Origin of the sequence: Streptomyces sp. NPDC002232 (genome assembly GCF_042890295.1) — a bacterium.
GTDB lineage: Bacteria > Actinomycetota > Actinomycetes > Streptomycetales > Streptomycetaceae > Streptomyces.
The window spans coordinates 413138-430238 of the sequence record NZ_JBIARV010000005.1; the positions used below are offsets into that span (position 1 = coordinate 413138).

Annotated in this window: 16 protein-coding genes; 6 read left to right on the forward strand and 10 right to left on the reverse strand. The window is 73.8% G+C overall.

Features of this window, described 5'->3' with window-relative positions; genetic code table 11:
- Positions 1 to 20 precede the first annotated feature (20 nt).
- From ACFYXU_RS24900 to ACFYXU_RS24920, 5 genes are read right to left on the reverse strand one after another with little or no spacing between them, the layout of a single operon-like run.
- Complete coding sequence (locus ACFYXU_RS24900) at positions 21 to 866, reverse strand: glycosyltransferase family 2 protein (protein WP_389406459.1); 846 nt, start codon at positions 864 to 866, stop codon at positions 21 to 23.
- A 47-nt stretch (positions 867 to 913) separates the two neighbouring features.
- On the reverse strand, positions 914 to 1726 hold the full coding sequence (locus ACFYXU_RS24905; protein ID WP_329853759.1) for a CDP-alcohol phosphatidyltransferase family protein: 813 nt from the start codon (positions 1724 to 1726) through the stop codon (positions 914 to 916).
- Positions 1704 to 2765: an iron-containing alcohol dehydrogenase family protein gene (locus tag ACFYXU_RS24910; protein ID WP_329853760.1), complete on the reverse strand. Its 1062-nt coding sequence runs from the start codon at positions 2763 to 2765 to the stop codon at positions 1704 to 1706. Before ACFYXU_RS24910 ends, ACFYXU_RS24905 begins: the two co-directional genes overlap by 23 nt.
- A complete protein-coding gene (locus ACFYXU_RS24915) occupies positions 2753 to 3505 on the reverse strand; it encodes a phosphocholine cytidylyltransferase family protein (protein ID WP_329853761.1) in 753 nt (250 codons plus the stop codon). Before ACFYXU_RS24915 ends, ACFYXU_RS24910 begins: the two co-directional genes overlap by 13 nt.
- Positions 3502 to 5316, reverse strand: coding sequence for a DUF5941 domain-containing protein (locus ACFYXU_RS24920; RefSeq protein WP_389406460.1), 1815 nt, complete (start codon positions 5314 to 5316; stop codon positions 3502 to 3504). Before ACFYXU_RS24920 ends, ACFYXU_RS24915 begins: the two co-directional genes overlap by 4 nt.
- Positions 5317 to 5704: 388 nt before the next feature.
- Between ACFYXU_RS24920 and ACFYXU_RS24925 the strand changes: the two genes are divergently transcribed.
- The 3 genes from ACFYXU_RS24925 to idi all read left to right on the forward strand — a co-directional run bounded on the left by ACFYXU_RS24925 (position 5705) and on the right by idi (position 8864).
- On the forward strand, positions 5705 to 6646 hold the full coding sequence (locus tag ACFYXU_RS24925; protein WP_376511006.1) for a cation diffusion facilitator family transporter: 942 nt from the start codon (positions 5705 to 5707) through the stop codon (positions 6644 to 6646).
- Positions 6647 to 6847: 201 nt separating this feature from the next.
- A complete protein-coding gene (locus ACFYXU_RS24930; protein ID WP_389460013.1) occupies positions 6848 to 8092 on the forward strand; it encodes a GNAT family N-acetyltransferase in 1245 nt (414 codons plus the stop codon).
- Positions 8093 to 8243: 151 nt separating this feature from the next.
- Entirely contained in the window at positions 8244 to 8864 is a 621-nt protein-coding gene (gene idi / locus ACFYXU_RS24935) for an isopentenyl-diphosphate Delta-isomerase (RefSeq protein WP_376511003.1), read from the forward strand.
- 88 nt (positions 8865 to 8952) lie between these two features.
- Here idi and ACFYXU_RS24940 read toward each other — a convergent pair whose 3' ends face one another.
- The gene (locus ACFYXU_RS24940; RefSeq protein WP_329853958.1) at positions 8953 to 9405 is read right to left on the reverse strand and encodes an ATP-binding protein; all 453 of its coding nucleotides are present in this window, start codon (positions 9403 to 9405) and stop codon (positions 8953 to 8955) included.
- Positions 9406 to 9671: 266 nt separating this feature from the next.
- On the opposite strand from ACFYXU_RS24940, the gene ACFYXU_RS24945 reads away from it, so the two are divergent.
- On the forward strand, positions 9672 to 10415 hold the full coding sequence (locus tag ACFYXU_RS24945; protein ID WP_389460015.1) for an enoyl-CoA hydratase/isomerase family protein: 744 nt from the start codon (positions 9672 to 9674) through the stop codon (positions 10413 to 10415).
- A 3-nt stretch (positions 10416 to 10418) separates the two neighbouring features.
- Here ACFYXU_RS24945 and ACFYXU_RS24950 read toward each other — a convergent pair whose 3' ends face one another.
- A complete protein-coding gene (locus ACFYXU_RS24950; RefSeq protein WP_389460017.1) occupies positions 10419 to 11060 on the reverse strand; it encodes a DJ-1/PfpI family protein in 642 nt (213 codons plus the stop codon).
- Positions 11061 to 11072: 12 nt separating this feature from the next.
- The gene (locus ACFYXU_RS24955) at positions 11073 to 12044 is read right to left on the reverse strand and encodes a GlxA family transcriptional regulator (RefSeq protein WP_389406301.1); all 972 of its coding nucleotides are present in this window, start codon (positions 12042 to 12044) and stop codon (positions 11073 to 11075) included.
- A 388-nt stretch (positions 12045 to 12432) separates the two neighbouring features.
- Here ACFYXU_RS24955 and ACFYXU_RS24960 point away from each other — a divergent pair, with 388 nt between their 5' ends.
- Together ACFYXU_RS24960 and ACFYXU_RS24965 are read left to right on the forward strand one after the other, a co-directional pair.
- Positions 12433 to 13299 carry a hypothetical protein gene (locus ACFYXU_RS24960; RefSeq protein ID WP_389460019.1) on the forward strand — a complete coding sequence of 289 codons (867 nt, stop codon included), beginning with the start codon at positions 12433 to 12435 and terminating at the stop codon, positions 13297 to 13299.
- Positions 13300 to 13427: 128 nt separating this feature from the next.
- Positions 13428 to 15845 carry a Tex family protein gene (locus ACFYXU_RS24965; protein ID WP_389460021.1) on the forward strand — a complete coding sequence of 806 codons (2418 nt, stop codon included), beginning with the start codon at positions 13428 to 13430 and terminating at the stop codon, positions 15843 to 15845.
- 129 nt (positions 15846 to 15974) lie between these two features.
- Here the strand turns inward: ACFYXU_RS24965 and ACFYXU_RS24970 are convergent, their stop codons facing one another.
- Together ACFYXU_RS24970 and ACFYXU_RS24975 are read right to left on the reverse strand one after the other, a co-directional pair.
- Positions 15975 to 16376 (reverse strand): hypothetical protein, encoded by a 402-nt coding sequence (locus ACFYXU_RS24970; protein WP_361400575.1) that lies wholly within the window; start codon positions 16374 to 16376, stop codon positions 15975 to 15977.
- Complete coding sequence (locus tag ACFYXU_RS24975; protein ID WP_389460023.1) at positions 16373 to 17101, reverse strand: 2-phosphosulfolactate phosphatase; 729 nt, start codon at positions 17099 to 17101, stop codon at positions 16373 to 16375. The genes ACFYXU_RS24970 and ACFYXU_RS24975 overlap by 4 nt, the downstream gene beginning before the upstream one ends.

A 17101-nucleotide genomic window follows, 5' to 3' on the forward strand; every position in this document is an offset into this window, starting at 1 on the left:
CACGTGTGGGTACCACGATGTCAGACGACCGGGGGGCGACCCAGCCGGGTCAGCCGCCACACCGTACGCCACCTCATGGGGCGGCGCGGTCCGCAGGAAGTCGTCCAGCCCGCGCGGAATCCGCCGAGCCACGCCTTGAGCGCGGAGAGCGAGGGCCGCCGGGCCAGGGTGAGCAGGAGCCAGACGCCGAGGTAGACCGGCACCAGGGGCGCGGGCAGGTTGCGGCGTGCCAGCCAGACTCGGTTGCGGGCCACGTTGAAGTGGTACGAGGCGTGGCGGGAGGGGGCTGTGGTGGGGTGCAGCAGCACCATGTCGGAACGGTAGTCGATCATCCAGTCGGCGTCGAGCGCGCGCCAGGCGAGGTCGGTCTCCTCGTGCGCGTAGAAGAACGCGCCCGGCAGACCTCCGACTTCGGCGAAGACCTTGGTGCGGACGGCGTTCGCGCCGCCCAGGAAGGTGGTCACCCGCGAGGAGCGCATCGGGTCGGCCGAGCGGAGCCTCGGCACGTGCCGGCGCTGGGTGACCCCGGTCTCGGGATCGGCGATCCGGAAGCTGATGATGCCGAGGCGCGGGTCGGCGGTGAAGGCCTGCCGGACCAGCTCGGCGGTGTCCGTGTGGGCCAGCAGCCCGTCGTCGTCGAGGAAGAGCAGGACGTCGACGTCGGTGCCGCCGGGTCCGAAGGCCTCGATGCCGACGTTCCGGCCGCCGGGGATGCCCAGGTTCTCGGGCAGGTCGACGGTCCGGACCCCGTCGGGCACCCCGGTGACCGGGGTGCCCTGACCGACGACGACGACCTCGATCGGGTCGCCCTCCTGCCGCGCGACCGAGTCGAGGAGCGCGGCGAGGTCGTCGGGGCGGTCGCCCATCGTGATGATGACGGCGCCCACCCGGAGCGGCGTGCTGACGGCCGGCCTCACTTCAGCCTGCTGGAGACCATGATCGACACCAGGTGGAGCACGGTCTGGAGCAGCGCGATGCCGGCGAGGACGGCGACGCCGAGCCGGGTGAAGAAGAGGTCGCCCCGGATCTGGTCCGCGATCGCCAGGACCACGATGAGCAGCGAGGCCTCGATGCCGAGGACGAGCCGGTGGAACTTGAGCGCGGCGGCGGCCCGGCGGGCCAGCGCCATGCCGGAGGAGCGCGGCTCGGACGCCGCCTCCTTGACCGGCGGCAGTCCGCCCTGGTGGCGGGCGACGCCGACGAGGTCGGTCTCCGCCTTGATCAGGATGGCGCCGAGGGCGGCGAGGGTGCCCAGGAAGGCCCACAGCCAGTCGATCCGGCCGGAGCCCCACAGGTCGGCGGCGCGCAGGCCGAAGCCGACGAGGACCGCCGCGTCGCACAGGTAGGCACCGACCCGGTCCAGGTACACGCCGGCCAGCGAGAACTGCTTCTTCCAGCGGGCCACCTCGCCGTCGACGCAGTCGAGCAGCAGGTAGAGCTGGACCATGAGCGCGCCGAGCAGCGCCCCCGGGATCCCGGGCACCAGCAGGGCCGGTGCGGCGAGGACGCCCGCGAGCGTCATCACGTAGGTGAGCTGGTTCGGCGTCACCCTGGTGCCGACGAGCTGCCGGGTGATCCTGAGCGAGATCTCCCGCATGTAGAGGCGGCCGCCCCAGTGCTCGCCGCTGCGCCGGTCCTTCACACCCGGGGGGTGGACGACCGGTCGGAGTTCCGCCACCGAGGGCTTCCGTGCGGGACGGACCTCAGCTACCGATGGATTTGGCATAGTCGCCGTACGCGTCCCTGATCTCGTCGTCGGACAGGTCGAGGTGTTCGAGGATGGTGAAGCGGCCCGGCCGGGTCTGCGGGGCGAAGGACACCGCGCGGACGAACTCGTCCACGGTGAAGCCCATCTCCTCGGGCAGGACGGGCAGGCCGTGCCGGCGGAGGGTCTCGACCATCACGCCGGAGGCCTCCCGGGCGCCGCGCAGGTGCATCGCGAAGGCCGCGCCGAGGCCGCACTGCTCGCCGTGGCTGGCCGCGCGTGCCGGGTAGAGCAGGTCGAAGGCGTGGCTGATCTCGTGGCAGGCGCCGGAGGAGGGGCGCGTGTCGCCGCTGATGGACATGGCGATGCCGGACATCACCAGGCCCTCGGAGAGCGTGACGAGGAAGTCGTCGTCGCCCACGCCGCCGGGGTGGCGGAGCACCGCCTCACCGGCGCTGCGGGCCATGGCGGCGGCCAGGCCGTCGACGGGCTCGCCGGTCTCGCGGTGCGAGAGCTCCCAGTCCTCGATGGCGGAGAGGTTGGAGATCGCGTCGCCGATGCCGGAGCGGACGTACCGCACGGGGGCGTCCCGGATCACGTCGAGGTCGATGACCAGCGCGATCGGGGTGGGCACGCCGTAGGAGCCGCGCCCGTTGTCGTTGTCCAGGGTGGACACCGGCGAGCAGATCCCGTCGTGCGACAGGTTGGTGGCGATGGCCACCAGCGGCAGCCCGACCCGGGCCGCCGCGTACTTCGTCACATCGATGATCTTGCCGCCGCCGAGCGCGACCACGGCGTCGTACCGCTTGCCGCGCATGGCGTCGGCGAGCTTGACGGCCTCGTCGATCGTGCCGCCCGCGACCGGGTACCAGTCGGCGCCGGGCAGCTCGGGGGCGAAGTGGTCACGCAGCTTGAGGCCCGAGCCGCCACTGATGGCGACGGCGATCTTGCCGTTGCTGGAGATCCGCTGGTCCGCGAGGAGCACGGACAGGTCGTCCAGTGCTCCCCGGCGGATGTCGACGACGACCGGCGAGGGGATCAGCCGAGTCAGTACTGGCACGCGATCTCACGGCCCTTCGCGAGGTCGTCGTGGTTGTCGATCTCCACCCACGTGACGTCACCGATGGGCTCGACGTCGACGGTGAAGCCCCGGTTGACGAGCTCCTGGTAGCCGTCCTCGTAGTAGAGGTCGGGGTCGCGCTCGAAGGTGGCCTTCAGGGCGTCGGCGAGCTCCTCGGCGGCCTCGGCCTCGATGAGGGTGACGCCGATGTACTCGCCGGTGGCGGTGGCCGGGTCCATGAGCTTGGTGATGCGCTGGACGCCCTTGCCCTCGGCCGTGATGACCTTCATCTCCTCGTCGGCGAGGTTCTTCACCGTGTCGAGGGCGAGGATGATCTTCTGGCCCTTGCCGCGGGCGGCGAGCAGGGTCTTCTCGACGGAGACCGGGTGGACGGTGTCGCCGTTGGCGAGGATCACACCGCGCTTGAGGACCTCACGGGCGCACCACAGGGAGTAGGCGTTGTTCCACTCCTCGGCCTTGTCGTTGTCGACGAGGGTGAGGGTCAGGCCGTACTTGGCCTCCAGCGCCTCCTTGCGGGCGTAGACGGCCTCCTTGCGGTAGCCGACGACGATCGCGACCTCGGTGAGACCGATCTCGGCGAAGTTCTTGAGGGTGCCGTCGAGGATGGTCAGCTCGTTCTCGGTGCCCTCGCCGGACACGGGCACGAGGGCCTTCGGGAGCGTCTCGGTGTAGGGGCGCAGACGCCGTCCGGCACCGGCTGCCAGTACGAGGCCGATCATGCTGTTTCTCCTTCGTCGTGAACGGCGGGTGCTCCGGAGGAGACCCAGAAGCGGATGGACTCCACGAGCACCACCAGCGCGACGGCGGCCGCCAGCGCGGTCAGTGCCAGGGTGAAGTCGTCGCCGCGGTCCGCCAGCAGGGCGGCGAGGACGGTCACCAGGAGCGTGCGCCCCTCGTGTCCGCCGGTGACGCGCACCAGCCACGCGGGCGGCGCGCCGGTGCCGCCGCGGATGCGGTAGACCGTGTCGTAGTGATGGTAGGCGACGGCCGCGACCAGCCCGAATGCGGCGGGAAGGGCGTGCGGGGAGTCGCTCCGGGCGGCGAGCACGAGGACGGTGGTGTACTCGGCGGCGCGGAAGAGCGGGGGGACGAGCCAGTCGAGGGCGCCCTTGAGGGGCCGGGCGACGGCGGCGCCCGCGAACATCACGTACAGGGCCGCCGCGACCACGGTCCCGCCGTCCCCGAAGGGCCGGCCGAGGACCGCGGCGATCAGCGTGCCCGCGGCGATCAGCGCGAGGACGAACCCGGGGAGCAGCGCGAGTCCGGCCCGGCCGAAGATCCGTCCCGCGATCGTGGCCAGCGGGCCCGAGTCCGCGAGGTCGGCGAGCGCCTGGGCGGCCCGGTCCGTCCGCTTCGCCTTGCGGGTCAGGGAGCGCAGGACGCGGCCGGCCGTGGTGTAGCAGGCGCCGAAGGCGCAGCCGACGATCAGGGCCCAGAAGACGATCCGGGGTTCGGTGAGGGCCGTGAGGACGGCGATCATCGCCCAGCGCTCGCCGATCGGCAGGATGATCATGCGGCGGGCCCAGACGGTCCAGCCGACGCCGTCGAGCCTGCTGGACAGGGCGGCCGTCGGGCTGGTGTTGGCCTTGGCGTCGTGGTTGGCCTCGTTGAACGAGAAGTCCACCACGTGCCGGCAGGTCATGAGGACCATCGCGCCCAGCGCGAGCGCCCAGACGTCGTCGCCGTCGCGGGCGGCGCCGAGGGCGAGGCCCGCGTAGAAGGCGTACTCCTTGGCCCGGTCGAAGGTGGCGTCGAGCCAGGCGCCCATCGTCGAGTACTTGAGCGCGTAGCGGGCGAGCTGCCCGTCGGTGCAGTCGAGGACGAAGGAGACCAGGAGGAGGACGCCGGCGGCGACGTAGCCGCCGCGCGTCCCGGTCGCCGCGCAGCCCGCCGCGATCAGCGCGGTGAGCAGCGAGGCGGTGGTGACCTGGTTGGGGGTCAGGCCGCGGCGCGCGCACCAGCGGGCGATGTAGCGCGAGTACGGGCTGATGAAGAAGGTGGTGAAGAAGCCGTCGTGCGCCTTGACGGCCGAGCGCAGGCGTACGGCCTCGTCGTCGACGGCGGCCACGGCGGCCCGGGCCTCGTGGCGGGCCTCCGCGTCGGCGGGCACGGTGGCGACGAGGGTGCCGAGCTGGGGACGGTGCACGGCGACGCCGTCGGCGTCCAGGGCGTCGGCGAGCGCGTCGGTGAGGCCGTCGGTGAGCGTCCCGGTGGCGGCGGTGCCGGTGGTCGCGGAGGCCGCGGCCAGGGCGCGGGCGAGCGCGGGGCGGGCCTCGCGCTGCGCGGTGAGCGCGCCGGGGGCGGCGGCCGCGGGGAAGCGGGGGTCGGTCAGCGTGAGGCGCAGCGCGTGCAGGTGACCGACGAACCGGGGGTCGACGAGCGCGACGCGCTCACCCGCCGGGACGGCGGCCAGCAGGGCGCCGGCCTCCTGGGGACCGGAGGCGATCCGGACGTCGAAGCCGAGCGACCGCAGATCTCCGTCGAGCGAGGAGCCGGGTGCCGGCGGGCCGGTGAGGATGGCGGTCGACAGACGAACTCACTCCTTGGAGCTGACGGAGGGGCCGGCGGGGCCAGGGCGGCCCCGGGCGCGGCGGTGTGGCCGGGCACCGGGCGGCGACACGTCGGCTGAGGCTATCGGATGAACGGAGCGTGAGTTCACCGAGGCTTCTCCGTCAGGACGCCCCCGGGACCGTCCGTGTCCGTCCGGGTGCGCGGTGTCCGCGGAGATCATCATGGCCGATCGGCCGGCCGCCCCGCGAACCCCCTCCGGGCGGCCCCCTGGCCGGATCCCCGCCGTTCGATGTCATCGCAGGTCAGAGACTATGACAACGGTGTTCAACACCGTGTTGCACATACCCCCCACCCGTAGTTCACTTGCGAATCGGGGCACACAGACGACACGACCGGGAGGCCTTGTCATGGGGGCTGGACACGACCACGGGCACAGCCACGGCGGCCCGCCGCCCACGGGAACGGCCGGGGCCGCGTACAAGAGCCGGCTGCGGATCGCGCTCGGCATCACGCTCTCCGTGATGGTGATCGAGATCGTCGGCGGTCTGGTGGCCGACTCGCTCGCGCTGATCGCGGACGCGGCGCACATGGCGACCGACGCCGTGGGCCTCGCGATGGCGCTCCTGGCGATCCACTTCGCGAACCGGCCGCCGTCCGGGAACCGCACGTTCGGCTTCGCCCGGGCCGAGATCCTGGCGGCGCTCGCCAACTGCCTGCTGCTCCTCGTGGTCGGCGGTTACGTGCTGTACGAGGCGATCCAGCGGTTCGTCGAGCCGGCCGAGACCAAGGGCGGCCTGGCGATCGCCTTCGCCGTGGTCGGCCTGGTGGCCAACGTGATCTCGCTGTCGCTGCTCGTGCGGGGCCAGAAGGAGAGCCTCAACGTGCGCGGGGCGTATCTGGAGGTGCTCGCGGACGCCCTGGGCTCGGTCACCGTGATCATCGCGTCCACGGTCATCCTGACGACGGGCTGGCAGTACGCCGACCCGATCGCCTCGATCGCGATCGGCCTCATGATCGTCCCCCGCACGCTCAAGCTGCTGCGCGAGACCCTGGACGTGCTCCTGGAGGCGGCGCCCAAGGGCGTCGACATGGCGGAGGTCCGGGCGCACATCCTGGCCCTGCCGGGCGTCGAGGACGTGCACGACCTGCACGCCTGGACGATCACCTCCGGGATGCCGGTGCTCTCCGCGCACGTGGTCGTGGACCAGGACGCGCTGGACTCGGTCGGACACGAGAAGATGCTGCACTCCCTCCAGGGCTGCCTGGGGTCCCACTTCGACGTGGAGCACTGCACCTTCCAGCTGGAGCCGGCCGGGCACGCGGAGCACGAGGCGAAGCTCTGCCTCTGAGGCCGCACCCCCACCTGTTAGTCTGTTCGTACGAACACGTGTGGAGAGGAGCTGGGGTTGATGACCGTCGCTATGGAGGCTGCCCCGTGCGGCAGCGCCCGGTCGTCCCTCAGCCTCCGGGTCTCCGGCTGACCTGATCCCGGTCTTCCCACCGGTACGTCACGTCGTCGGCCGGGACCCTCCTCACCAAGGGTTTCCACGTTGTCCGACAACGCTCTGCACGATTCCTTCTTCGCCCTGCACCACGGTCTGCCGCGGCAGGGCCCCGGTTCCGACACCACCACCCGTCGGCTCCTCGCGCTCGCGGGACCGCTCCCGGAGCGCCCGCGCGTGCTCGACCTGGGCTGCGGCCCCGGTCGCTCCGCGCTGCTCCTGGCCGCCGAGGCGGGCGCCGAGGTGACCGCCGTCGACACCCACGAGCCGTTCCTCGCGGAGCTGCGGGAGGCCGCCGCCGCCCGTGGCCTCGGCGGTGCGGTCCGCACCCTGAACGCCGACATGGCGGAGCCGCCCTTCCCGGACGGCTCCTTCGATCTGATCTGGGCCGAGAGCTCGGTCTTCGTCCTCGGCTTCGACCGGGCCCTGACCGCCTGGCGCAGGCTCCTCGCGCCCGGCGGCACCCTGGTGCTCACCGAGTGCGTCTGGACCACCGGGGAGCCGGGCCCGGCGGCCCGCGCCTTCTGGGAGGGCCACTACCCCCTCCGTACCGTCGCCGGGAACGCGGAGGCGGCCGTCGCGGCCGGCTACCACGTCCTGGGGACGTTCCCGCAGCCCGAGGGCGACTGGGACGCGTACTACGGCCCGCTCGCCGCGCGCGCCGACGCCGCGGACACCACCGTCCCCGGCATGGCCGAGGCGGTGGCCGGGGCCCGGGCCGAGATCGCGCTGCGGCGCGAGCACGGTGCCGACTACGGGTACGCGGGCTTCGTCCTGCGGCCCGCCGACCCCCGCTGGCCCACCGGCCCGGAGACCTCCGGGGACGTCGAGGCGGTGCACGCGCTGGTGGCCGCGGCCTTCGGCTCCGAGGCCGAGGCCGATCTGGTCGAGGCGCTGCGCGTCGACGACGCCTGGCTGCCGGGCCTGTCGTACGTGGCCGAGGCGCCGGACGGAACGGTCGCGGCACACGCGCTGATCACCCGCTGCCTGGTGGACGGCGCTCCCGCCGCCGCGCTCGCCCCGGTCTCGGTGGCTCCCGCGTACCAGCGGACGGGGGCCGGGCAGGCCGTCGTCCGGGCGGTGCTCGACGCGGCACGGCTGCGCGGCGAGGAGCTCGTCCTCGTCCTGGGCCATCCGGAGTACTACCCGCGGTTCGGGTTCGTACGGGCGTCCGCATATGGAATCAGGCCAGGTTTCGAGGTCCCGGACGAGGCCATGATGGCGCTCGTCCTGGACGGTTCCGCGGACGTCCCCCGGGGGACGCTCGCCTATCCGGCGCCTTTCGGGGTGTAGTGCCTCCTCGCGTCGTCCCGCTCCCGCCGCGCCGGTTGTACTCCGGTGCGGTGGGAGCGACCACGTCCGGCCGCCGAAGTACGGACAAGCCGCTTTTGTACGGCAGACTGTGGTGGCCCCCATGGGCCGAGGACCGATGCGAAGGATGGGTATGCCGACCACACCAGCCACCGCGGCTCAGATCTCGCCGGAGATCACGTCGAACGGTGTCCAGCCGTCCGGAGCCCCGGCGCCGATCATGCTCGAACTGGTCGACGAGGAGGGGAGGACCATCGGCACCGCGGAGAAGCTCGCCGCGCACCAGGCGCCGGGGCAGCTCCACCGCGCCTTCTCCGTCTTCCTCTTCGACGCTTCGGGCCGGCTGCTGCTCCAGCGGCGGGCGCTCGGCAAGTACCACTCCCCCGGCGTCTGGTCGAACACCTGCTGCGGCCACCCCTACCCGGGCGAGGCGCCGTTCGCCGCGGCGGCCCGGCGGACCTTCGAGGAGCTCGGCGTCTCGCCGACGCTGCTCGCCGAGGCCGGCACCGTCCGCTACAACCACCCCGACCCGGCCTCCGGCCTGGTGGAGCAGGAGTTCAACCACCTCTTCGTCGGCCTGGTGCAGGCCGATCCCCGGCCGGACCCGGAGGAGATCGAGTCCACCGCCTTCGTGACCGCGGGGGAACTGGTGGAGCGGCACGCGGCCGCCCCGTTCTCCGCCTGGTTCATGACGGTCCTGGACGCGGCGCGTCCGGCCATCAGGGAGCTGACGGGCCCCTCCGGGGGCTGGTGACCACCGGCGCGCCCGGCGCGCCTCCCGGCCCCGGTGCCATCGGGGCCGGGGCCCGGCCGGACCCCGCGCGGCATGCCCGGCCGCACCGTCAGACGGGTCCGAGGGGCAGCGCCGCCCAGATGATCTTCCCGCCGCTCGCGGTGTGCTCGACGTCGCAGGCGCCGCCCGCCTCCTGGGCGATCTCCCGGACCAGGAGGAGCCCCCGGCCGCCGGTCTGCCCCCAGTCCGCCTCCAGGGCCTTGGGGCGGTAGGGATGGTTGTCCTCGACCGACACCCTGACCCACTCGGGGCCGATCGCGACCTCCACCGCTATCTCCGGGGAGAGCAGCGCCGCGTGCCGCACGGCGTTGGTCACCAGCTCGGAGACGATCAGCAGCAGGCCGTCCATGATCTCCTCATGGACGGGGGCTCCCTGACGGACCAGCAGGTCGCGTACGGCGTGCCGGGCCTGCGGGACGGAGACGTCGACCGCGGCAGCGGTGAAGCGCCAGACTCCTTCGTAGGACGGTTGCCGGGCGGGGACGCCTCCGTGGGTCTCCACGGTCCCGTTCCCACCCTCGTGCTCGATTCTCGCCACGGATCGAGTCTTGGCAATGCGCGGGCGCAGACCGACCTACTGACCAGAAGTCGACACTTATCGGCCACCTTCTGATCGGGTGAGTATGCCAAGGTCAGTTGTTCGACTGTTCCTGTACGCATTCTGAGGGCTGAGGTGCGGGCCCCCGGCCGACGTCGACGAGACCACCCTACCGGCGTCCCACCCGCCTCCCGATCACACGTCCGGACCCGGCGGATAGCATCCGGCCCATGGAGCCGCAGCTGAAGGACAGCGTCACGGACGGGATCGCCACCGTCGTCATCGCCAACCCCGCCAAGCGCAACGCGATGAGCGCCGGGATGTGGCGCGCCCTGCCCGGCGTCCTGAACCGGCTCGCCGCCGATCCCGCCGTCCGGGTCCTGGTCCTCACCGGCGAGGGCGACACCTTCTGCGCCGGCGCCGACATCTCCGCGCTGCGCGAGCCGGGGGACGAGCAGCAGACGCTCGCGGTACGGGCCGAGGAGGCCCTCGCGGCCTTCCCCAAGCCGACCCTCGCCGCCGTCCGCGGCTTCTGCGTCGGCGGCGGCAGCCAGCTCGCCGCCGCCTGCGACCTGCGCTTCGCCGAGGAGGGCGCCCGCTTCGGGATCACACCCTCGAAGCTCGGCATCGTCTACCCCTCCTCCTCGACCCGCAGGCTCACCACGCTCGTCGGCCCTTCGACCGCCAAGTACCTGCTCTTCTCCGGTGAGTTGATGGAGGCGGAGCGGGCGCTGCGCACCGGCTTCGTCGACGAGCTCCACCCGGCGGGCGCGCTGGACAAGCGGGTGGCCGAGTTCGCCCGGCTGCTCGCCTCGCGCTCGCTGCTCACCCAGGCCGCGGCCAAGGAGTTCGCCGACGGACGCGCGGACCGGGACGACCACTGGGCGGAGCAGGCGCGCGGCAGCGGCGACACCGCCGAGGGGGTCGCCGCCTTCCTGGAGCGCCGCGCGCCCCGGTTCACGTACGGGCTCTGAGCCTCAGTCCCGCCGGAGCGACTCCGCGGACCGTCCCCGCCAGTGCGCGACGACCGAGGCCGGGGCCTTCTCCGGCGAGCCCGCGTCGTACGGCGGCTGCGGGTCGTACTCGGTGAGCAGCTGGATCGTCTGGGCGGTCTCGTCCCCGGCGATGCGGCCGAGCAGGTGCAGCGCCATGTCGATGCCGGAGGAGACGCCGGCCGCCGTGACGTACTTCCCGTCGAAGACGACCCGCTCGCCGGTGGGCGCGACGCCGAGCGCCCGCAGTTCGTCGCGGGCGAGCCAGTGGGTCGTCGCCCGGCGGCCGTCGAGCAGGCCCGCCGCCGCGAGGATCAGCGAGCCGGTGCAGACGGACGTGGTCCAGGTGCTGGTGGCGTCGGCGGCGCGGAGCCAGTCGAGGATCTCCGGGTCCTTCATGGCGACCCGCGCGTCGGGGCCGCCGGGGACCAGGACGATGTCCGGGCGCGGGACCTCGGCGAGGGTCCGGTCGGCGACGAGCGCGAGACTGCCCTGGTCGTTCCTGACGGGGCCGGTCTCCTTGGCCACGAAGACGGTCTCGGCGCCGGGAAGGCGGGCGAGCAGCTCGTAGGGGCCGACGGCGTCGAGGGTGGTGAAGCGGTCGTAGAGCAGGACGGCGATCTGCATCGGTGGTTCCTCTCAGGTGACGGGCGCGTGGAAGCGGCGGCGGTACTCCGCGGGACCGGTGCCCAGCGCCTTCAGGAAGGCGCGGCGCATGGTCTCGGGGGTGCCGTAGCCCGAGGCACGGGCGACCTCCTCGACTCCGCCCGAGGTCTCCTCCAGGAGCCGGCGGGCGTGTTCGAGGCGGACCCGGTCGACGTAGCGGCCGGGCGGGGTACCGGTCTCCGCGTGGAAGGCGCGGGCGAAGTGGCGGGGCGAGAGCCGGGCGCGGGCCGCGAGCGACTCCACGGAGAGGTCCTCGCCGGGATGCTCGGTGATCCACTGCTGGAGGTCCCGCAGCGGCTCCCGGCGGGCGGTCTGGGCGGCGAGCTGGGCGCTGAACTGGGCCTGGTTGCCGGGGCGGCGCAGGAAGACGACGAGGTGGCGGGCGACGGTGAGGGCGACGTCACGGCCGAGGTCCTCCTCGACCAGGGCGAGGGCCAGGTCGATGCCGGCGGTGACCCCGGCGGAGGTGGAGAGCCGTCCGTCCCGTACGAAGATGGGGTCGGGGTCCACGTCGACGGCCGGGTGCCGGCGGGCGAGGTGGTCGCAGGCGATCCAGTGGGTCGTGGCCCGGTGCCCGTCGAGGAGCCCGGCCTCGGCGAGGAGCAGCGCCCCGGTGCAGACGGAGACCAGCCGCTCGGCCCGGGGGGCGTGCGCGCGCAGCCAGTCGATCAGGGCCGGGTCGGGAGCGCGGGTGCCCTCGCCGCCGGGCACGACCAGGGTGTGCGGGGGTCCGTCGGCGACGGCGGCGTCGAGGGTGGTGTCGGGGAGCAGACGCAGCCCGCTGTGCGTACGGACCGGTCCGCCGTCCAGGGAGGCGGTGCGGACCGGATACGCGGCCGGATCCCCGGCGGCGCGGGCGGCCCCGGCGAAGACCTCGACGGGGCCGGTGACGTCGAGGCTCTGGACATCGTCGAAGAGGACGACGAGAACGGGTCGCTGCGGCATGCCTCCATCCTTCGCGGCCCGGCGCACGTCCGCAACGACGGGGATCCCACGTTTCCTGCCATCGGCGGGGCTCCGGGCGGGGCGACACCCCGTCCGGATCGGGGCGCGGGGTCCGCGACGCGGGGGATGGTCGGTCGCGCCGTTGCGGCGGGCGGGGACCCGGGGCTGCCCCGCGTGCCACCGCCCGCTCAGCGGGGCCGGGGCCGTCCGTCGCGCCACCTCGGACCCGCTGCGGCGGGGCCGGGGCCACCCCGCGCCCCGGGGCCCGGCCTGTGGCGGCCCGCCGCCGGCCGGGCGGTCCGCACGTGCCGTCGGCCGGCCCGCCCCTGCCCGTTCCGGACCCGCCCGGCCGTTCCTGTCGTACCGACCAGTCGGTAACGTACCGGTCATGACGAACGCACTGCCTCCGCGCGCGGGACGCCGCTGCCACAACGCCCTGAATCCGCTCCACTCCACCCTGTACTTCTCGCCCGACCTGGACCGGGAGTTCACCGCGCTCGGGTTCTCCGAGCCGGGCGCCATGCGACTCGCCGCGCGCAGTGCCGCGCTCGGTGCGGTGGGTGCGGGCGCGGTCGCCGCGACCTTCTACAACTACAACCACGCCCTCCTCGCCGAGCACCTCCCCGCCGTCTGGGAGACCGCCTCCCCCGCCGAGGTCCTCGACGCGCGCCTGCGGGCCGTCGACGCGACCCTGCGCCGGCTGCTCGGCGACGAGGCCGTGTCCTCCCCGGAGATGGCCGAGGCGGCCGGGCTCGCCCTGCGCGCCACCGAGGCCTGCACCCGGCACGCCCGGCCCCTGTACTCCGCCAACGCCGACCTCCCGGTGCCCGAGGAGCCCCACCTCGCCTACTGGTACGCCGCCACCCTGCTCCGCGAACACCGCGGCGACGGCCACCTCTCGGCGCTGCTCTCCGCGGGCCTCGACCCGGTCGAGGCCCTCGCCTCCCACACCGCGACCGGCAAGGGGATGGCCCCCCGCTGGGTCCTCGGCACGCGCGGCTGGGGGCGCGCCGACTGGGAGGCGGCGACGGAGCGGCTGCGCGAGCGCGGGCTCCTCGGTACGGACGGCGAGCTGACGGAGTCGGGCACGGCCCTGCGCGCCGATCTTGAGGAACACACCGACCGGCTGGACTCCGCGCCGTACGAGCACCTCGGCGCGGCCGGGGTCGAGCGCCTCACCGAGCTGGGCCGGGGTTTCCTGTTCGCCGCGGCGGGCGCGGGCGCCTTCCCGGCGGACCTGGTCGGCAAGGGCTGAGCCCGGCCGGCGGGCCCGGCCGGACGCTCCGGGGACGCGCGCGGGACGGGTCGGTTGCCGCGTCCGGGTGACGGACCCGGCACAATGCACTCGCAAGCTTGAGGCACGAGAAGGCGAGTCGGGACACCGTGACGACGTCCATCGAAGCAAGGATCGCCGAGGAGCTCGGCGTACGCGAGCGACAGGTGAGGGCAGCCGTCGAGCTCCTCGACGGCGGTTCGACCGTGCCGTTCATCGCGCGCTACCGCAAGGAAGCGACCGAGATGCTCGACGACGCGCAGCTGCGCACCCTGGAGGAGCGGCTGCGCTATCTGCGCGAGCTGGAGGACCGCCGGTCGGCGGTCCTCGACTCGGTCCGCGAGCAGGGCAAGCTGACGGACGCGCTGGAGGCGAGCATCCTGGCCGCCGACACCAAGGCGCGCCTCGAGGACATCTACCTGCCGTTCAAGCCGAAGCGGCGGACGAAGGCCATGATCGCCCGCGAGGCCGGTCTGGAGCCGCTGGCCGAGGGCCTGCTCGCCGACCCGTCCGTCGAGCCCGCGGCGGCCGCCGCGGCCTTCGTGGACGGCGACAAGGGCGTCACGGACGCCGCCGCGGCCCTGGAGGGCGCGCGGGCGATCCTCGCCGAGAAGTTCTCCGAGGACGCCGACCTCATCGGCGAGCTGCGCGAGCGCATGTGGGGCCGGGGCCGGCTGGTCGCGAAGGTCCGCGCGGGCCAGGAGGAGGCGGGGGCGAAGTTCGCCGACTACTTCGACTTCGCCGAGCCGTTCACGGCGCTTCCCTCGCACCGGGTGCTCGCCATGCTGCGCGGCGAGAAGGAGGACGCCCTCTCCCTGGAGCTCGAACCGGAGGAGGCGACCGAGGGCCCCTCCTCGTACGAGGGGATCGTCGCGGGCCGCTTCGGCGTCGCCGACCGGGGCCGCCCCGGTGACAAGTGGCTCCAGGACACGGTCCGCTGGGCCTGGCGCACCCGGATCCTGGTGCACCTCGGGATCGACCTGCGGCTGCGGCTCCGGACGGCCGCCGAGGACGAGGCGGTCCGGGTCTTCGCGGCGAACCTGCGGGACCTGCTGCTCGCCGCCCCGGCCGGTACCCGGGCGACGCTGGGGCTCGACCCCGGCTTCCGTACCGGCGTGAAGGTCGCCGTCGTCGACGCGACCGGCAAGGTCGTCGCCACCGACACGATCCACCCGCACGTCCCCGCCAACAAGTGGGACCAGGCGCTGGACAGGCTGGCGCGGCTCGCGAAGGAGCACGCGGTCGAGCTGGTGGCGATCGGGAACGGCACGGCCTCCCGGGAGACCGACAAGCTGGCCGCCGAACTGCTCGCCAAGCACCCCGAGTTGAAGCTGACCAAGGTCATGGTCTCGGAGGCCGGCGCCTCGGTCTACTCGGCCTCGGCCTTCGCCTCCCAGGAACTCCCCGGCCTGGACGTGTCGTTGCGCGGCGCCGTCTCCATCGCGCGCCGGCTCCAGGACCCCCTCGCCGAGCTGGTGAAGATCGACCCCAAGTCGATCGGCGTCGGCCAGTACCAGCACGACCTGGCCGAGGTGAAGCTCTCGCGCTCGCTCGACGCGGTCGTCGAGGACTGTGTGAACGGTGTCGGGGTGGACGTCAACACCGCCTCCGCTCCGCTGCTTTCGCGGGTCTCGGGCATCAGCTCCGGCCTCGCGGAGAACATCGTGGCGCACCGGGACGCCAACGGCCCCTTCCGCTCCCGGCGGGCGCTGAAGGACGTGGCCCGGCTCGGACCGAAGGCGTACGAGCAGTGCGCGGGCTTCCTGCGCATCCGGAACGGCGACGACCCGCTGGACGCCTCCTCGGTGCACCCGGAGGCGTATCCGGTGGTGCGCCGGATGGTGAAGTCGACGGGCGGCGAGGTCGCGGCGCTGATCGGCGACACGGGCACGCTGCGCTCCCTGCGGGCGGACGACTTCGTCGACGAGACCTTCGGCCTGCCCACCGTCACGGACATCCTGCGGGAGCTGGAGAAGCCGGGCCGCGACCCGCGTCCGGCGTTCCGTACGGCCACCTTCAAGGACGGCGTCGAGAAGATCGGCGACCTGGCGTCCGGGATGGTGCTGGAGGGCGTCGTCACCAACGTGGCCGCGTTCGGCGCGTTCGTGGACGTCGGCGTGCACCAGGACGGCCTGGTCCACGTGTCGGCGATGTCGAAGACCTTCGTCAAGGACCCGCGCGACGTGGTGAAGCCCGGCGACGTGGTGAAGGTGAAGGTCGTGGACGTGGACATCCCGCGCAAGCGGATCTCGCTGACGCTGCGGCTGGACGACGAGGCGGTCGCGGACGGCCAGGGCGGCTCGCCCCGGCGCGACCGGGGTGAGCGCGGCGACCGGGGCGAGCGCTCCGGCCGGCCGCCGCAGCAGCGCCAGGGCGGAGGCCGCAGGTCCGACGGCGGCAACCGGAACGACCGGGGGGACCGGGGCGCCCGGGACCGTTCGGCCGCGCCCGCCCCGGCCAACAGCGCGATGGCGGACGCGCTCCGCAAGGCCGGCCTGCTCGGCGAGGGCGGCGGCAAGCGCCGGTAGGGACTCCGGTAGGACCGGACGTCCGGCGGGTCGAGGCCGGACGTCGTGCCCGTCCTGGAGGAACGAGGCCACGGCCCACCGGGCCGTGGCCTCGTCGCTTCCTGTCCCGCCGCGGCGGGACCCGCCCCGCTACGGCAGGAAGCGCAGCGCCCAGTCGGCGCGGTTCGCGACGGAGAGGTCCTCGTCCTCCGTCATCGGCTGGAGGAGCCGGCGCGCCTCCTTCGGGTCCGCCTGGACCAGCTCGACGATCTCGGCGGCCAGGCCGTCCTGGTCGTCGCCGAGGTCGACGGCCGAGGCCCTGATCAGGGTCGGCAGGGCGTCCGGACCGCCGAGGGCGGCCAGGACGCCGCCGAGGAGCTCCCGGGCGTAGGCGTTCCGCTCGGTGAGGGCGCGGTCGAGCTCCGCCTGGAGGCGCGGCAGGAGGCCGGCGTCGCCCGAGGCGGCGATCTCGTCGGCGAGGTCGATCGTCTCGTCCACGTCGGCGTCCAGATCGTCCAGCATCTCGGTCAGCCGGGTCAGTAGGTCGGTCATGGTGCCTCCTGGAATGCGCCGTCCACGAGGACGGGGACGGTCGTCGAGCGGTCGGTCTCGGCGGCCACGGCCACGTCCTGCGGATAGCCGTACTCGTACAGTTCACGACCCGAGTCGCAGCCGTGCAAGGCGGCGACCGGGTCCTCGGTCGCGTCCCACAGCGTGGCCGCCGCGGTCGCCTCCGGGGTCAGGGGGTGGGTGCCCCGCAGGGCGGAGAGCACGGCACCCGCACCCAGCAGGTCCTCGAGCGCCGGGCGCAGCGAGCCGTCGGGCCACCGCTCGCCGGAGGCGATGACGGCGAGCGGGCGCTCCGCCGTGCCGTGCCCCCGGTCGAGGAGCCACCGGGCGACGGCGCCGTGGTTGCGCAGGGAGGCGGCGACGACGGCCGCGCCGCCGGAGGCCGCGGCGGCCGCGATCGTGGAGCCGTTCGGGGAGGGCAGGACCAGGCGGCCGGGCGGGGGCGCGGCGCGCAGGGCGGCCGGGGAGAGGCTCCAGGGGTGCGCCCCGGTGGCCTCGCTCCGTCCGACGGCGAGCACGGCGTCGTTCTCGTGCGCGTACGCGGCGGCGGTGGCGTCCCGCCAGCGGTACGGGAGGACGGCGGTGCCGCGCTCGACGGCGACGCCGACGGCGGTGGTGAAGGACAGCACGTCGACGACGACCACGCAGGCGGCCGCCTCGGCGAGGATCCGCGCCTCGACGGGCCCCCAGCCGAAGGAGACGGTCAT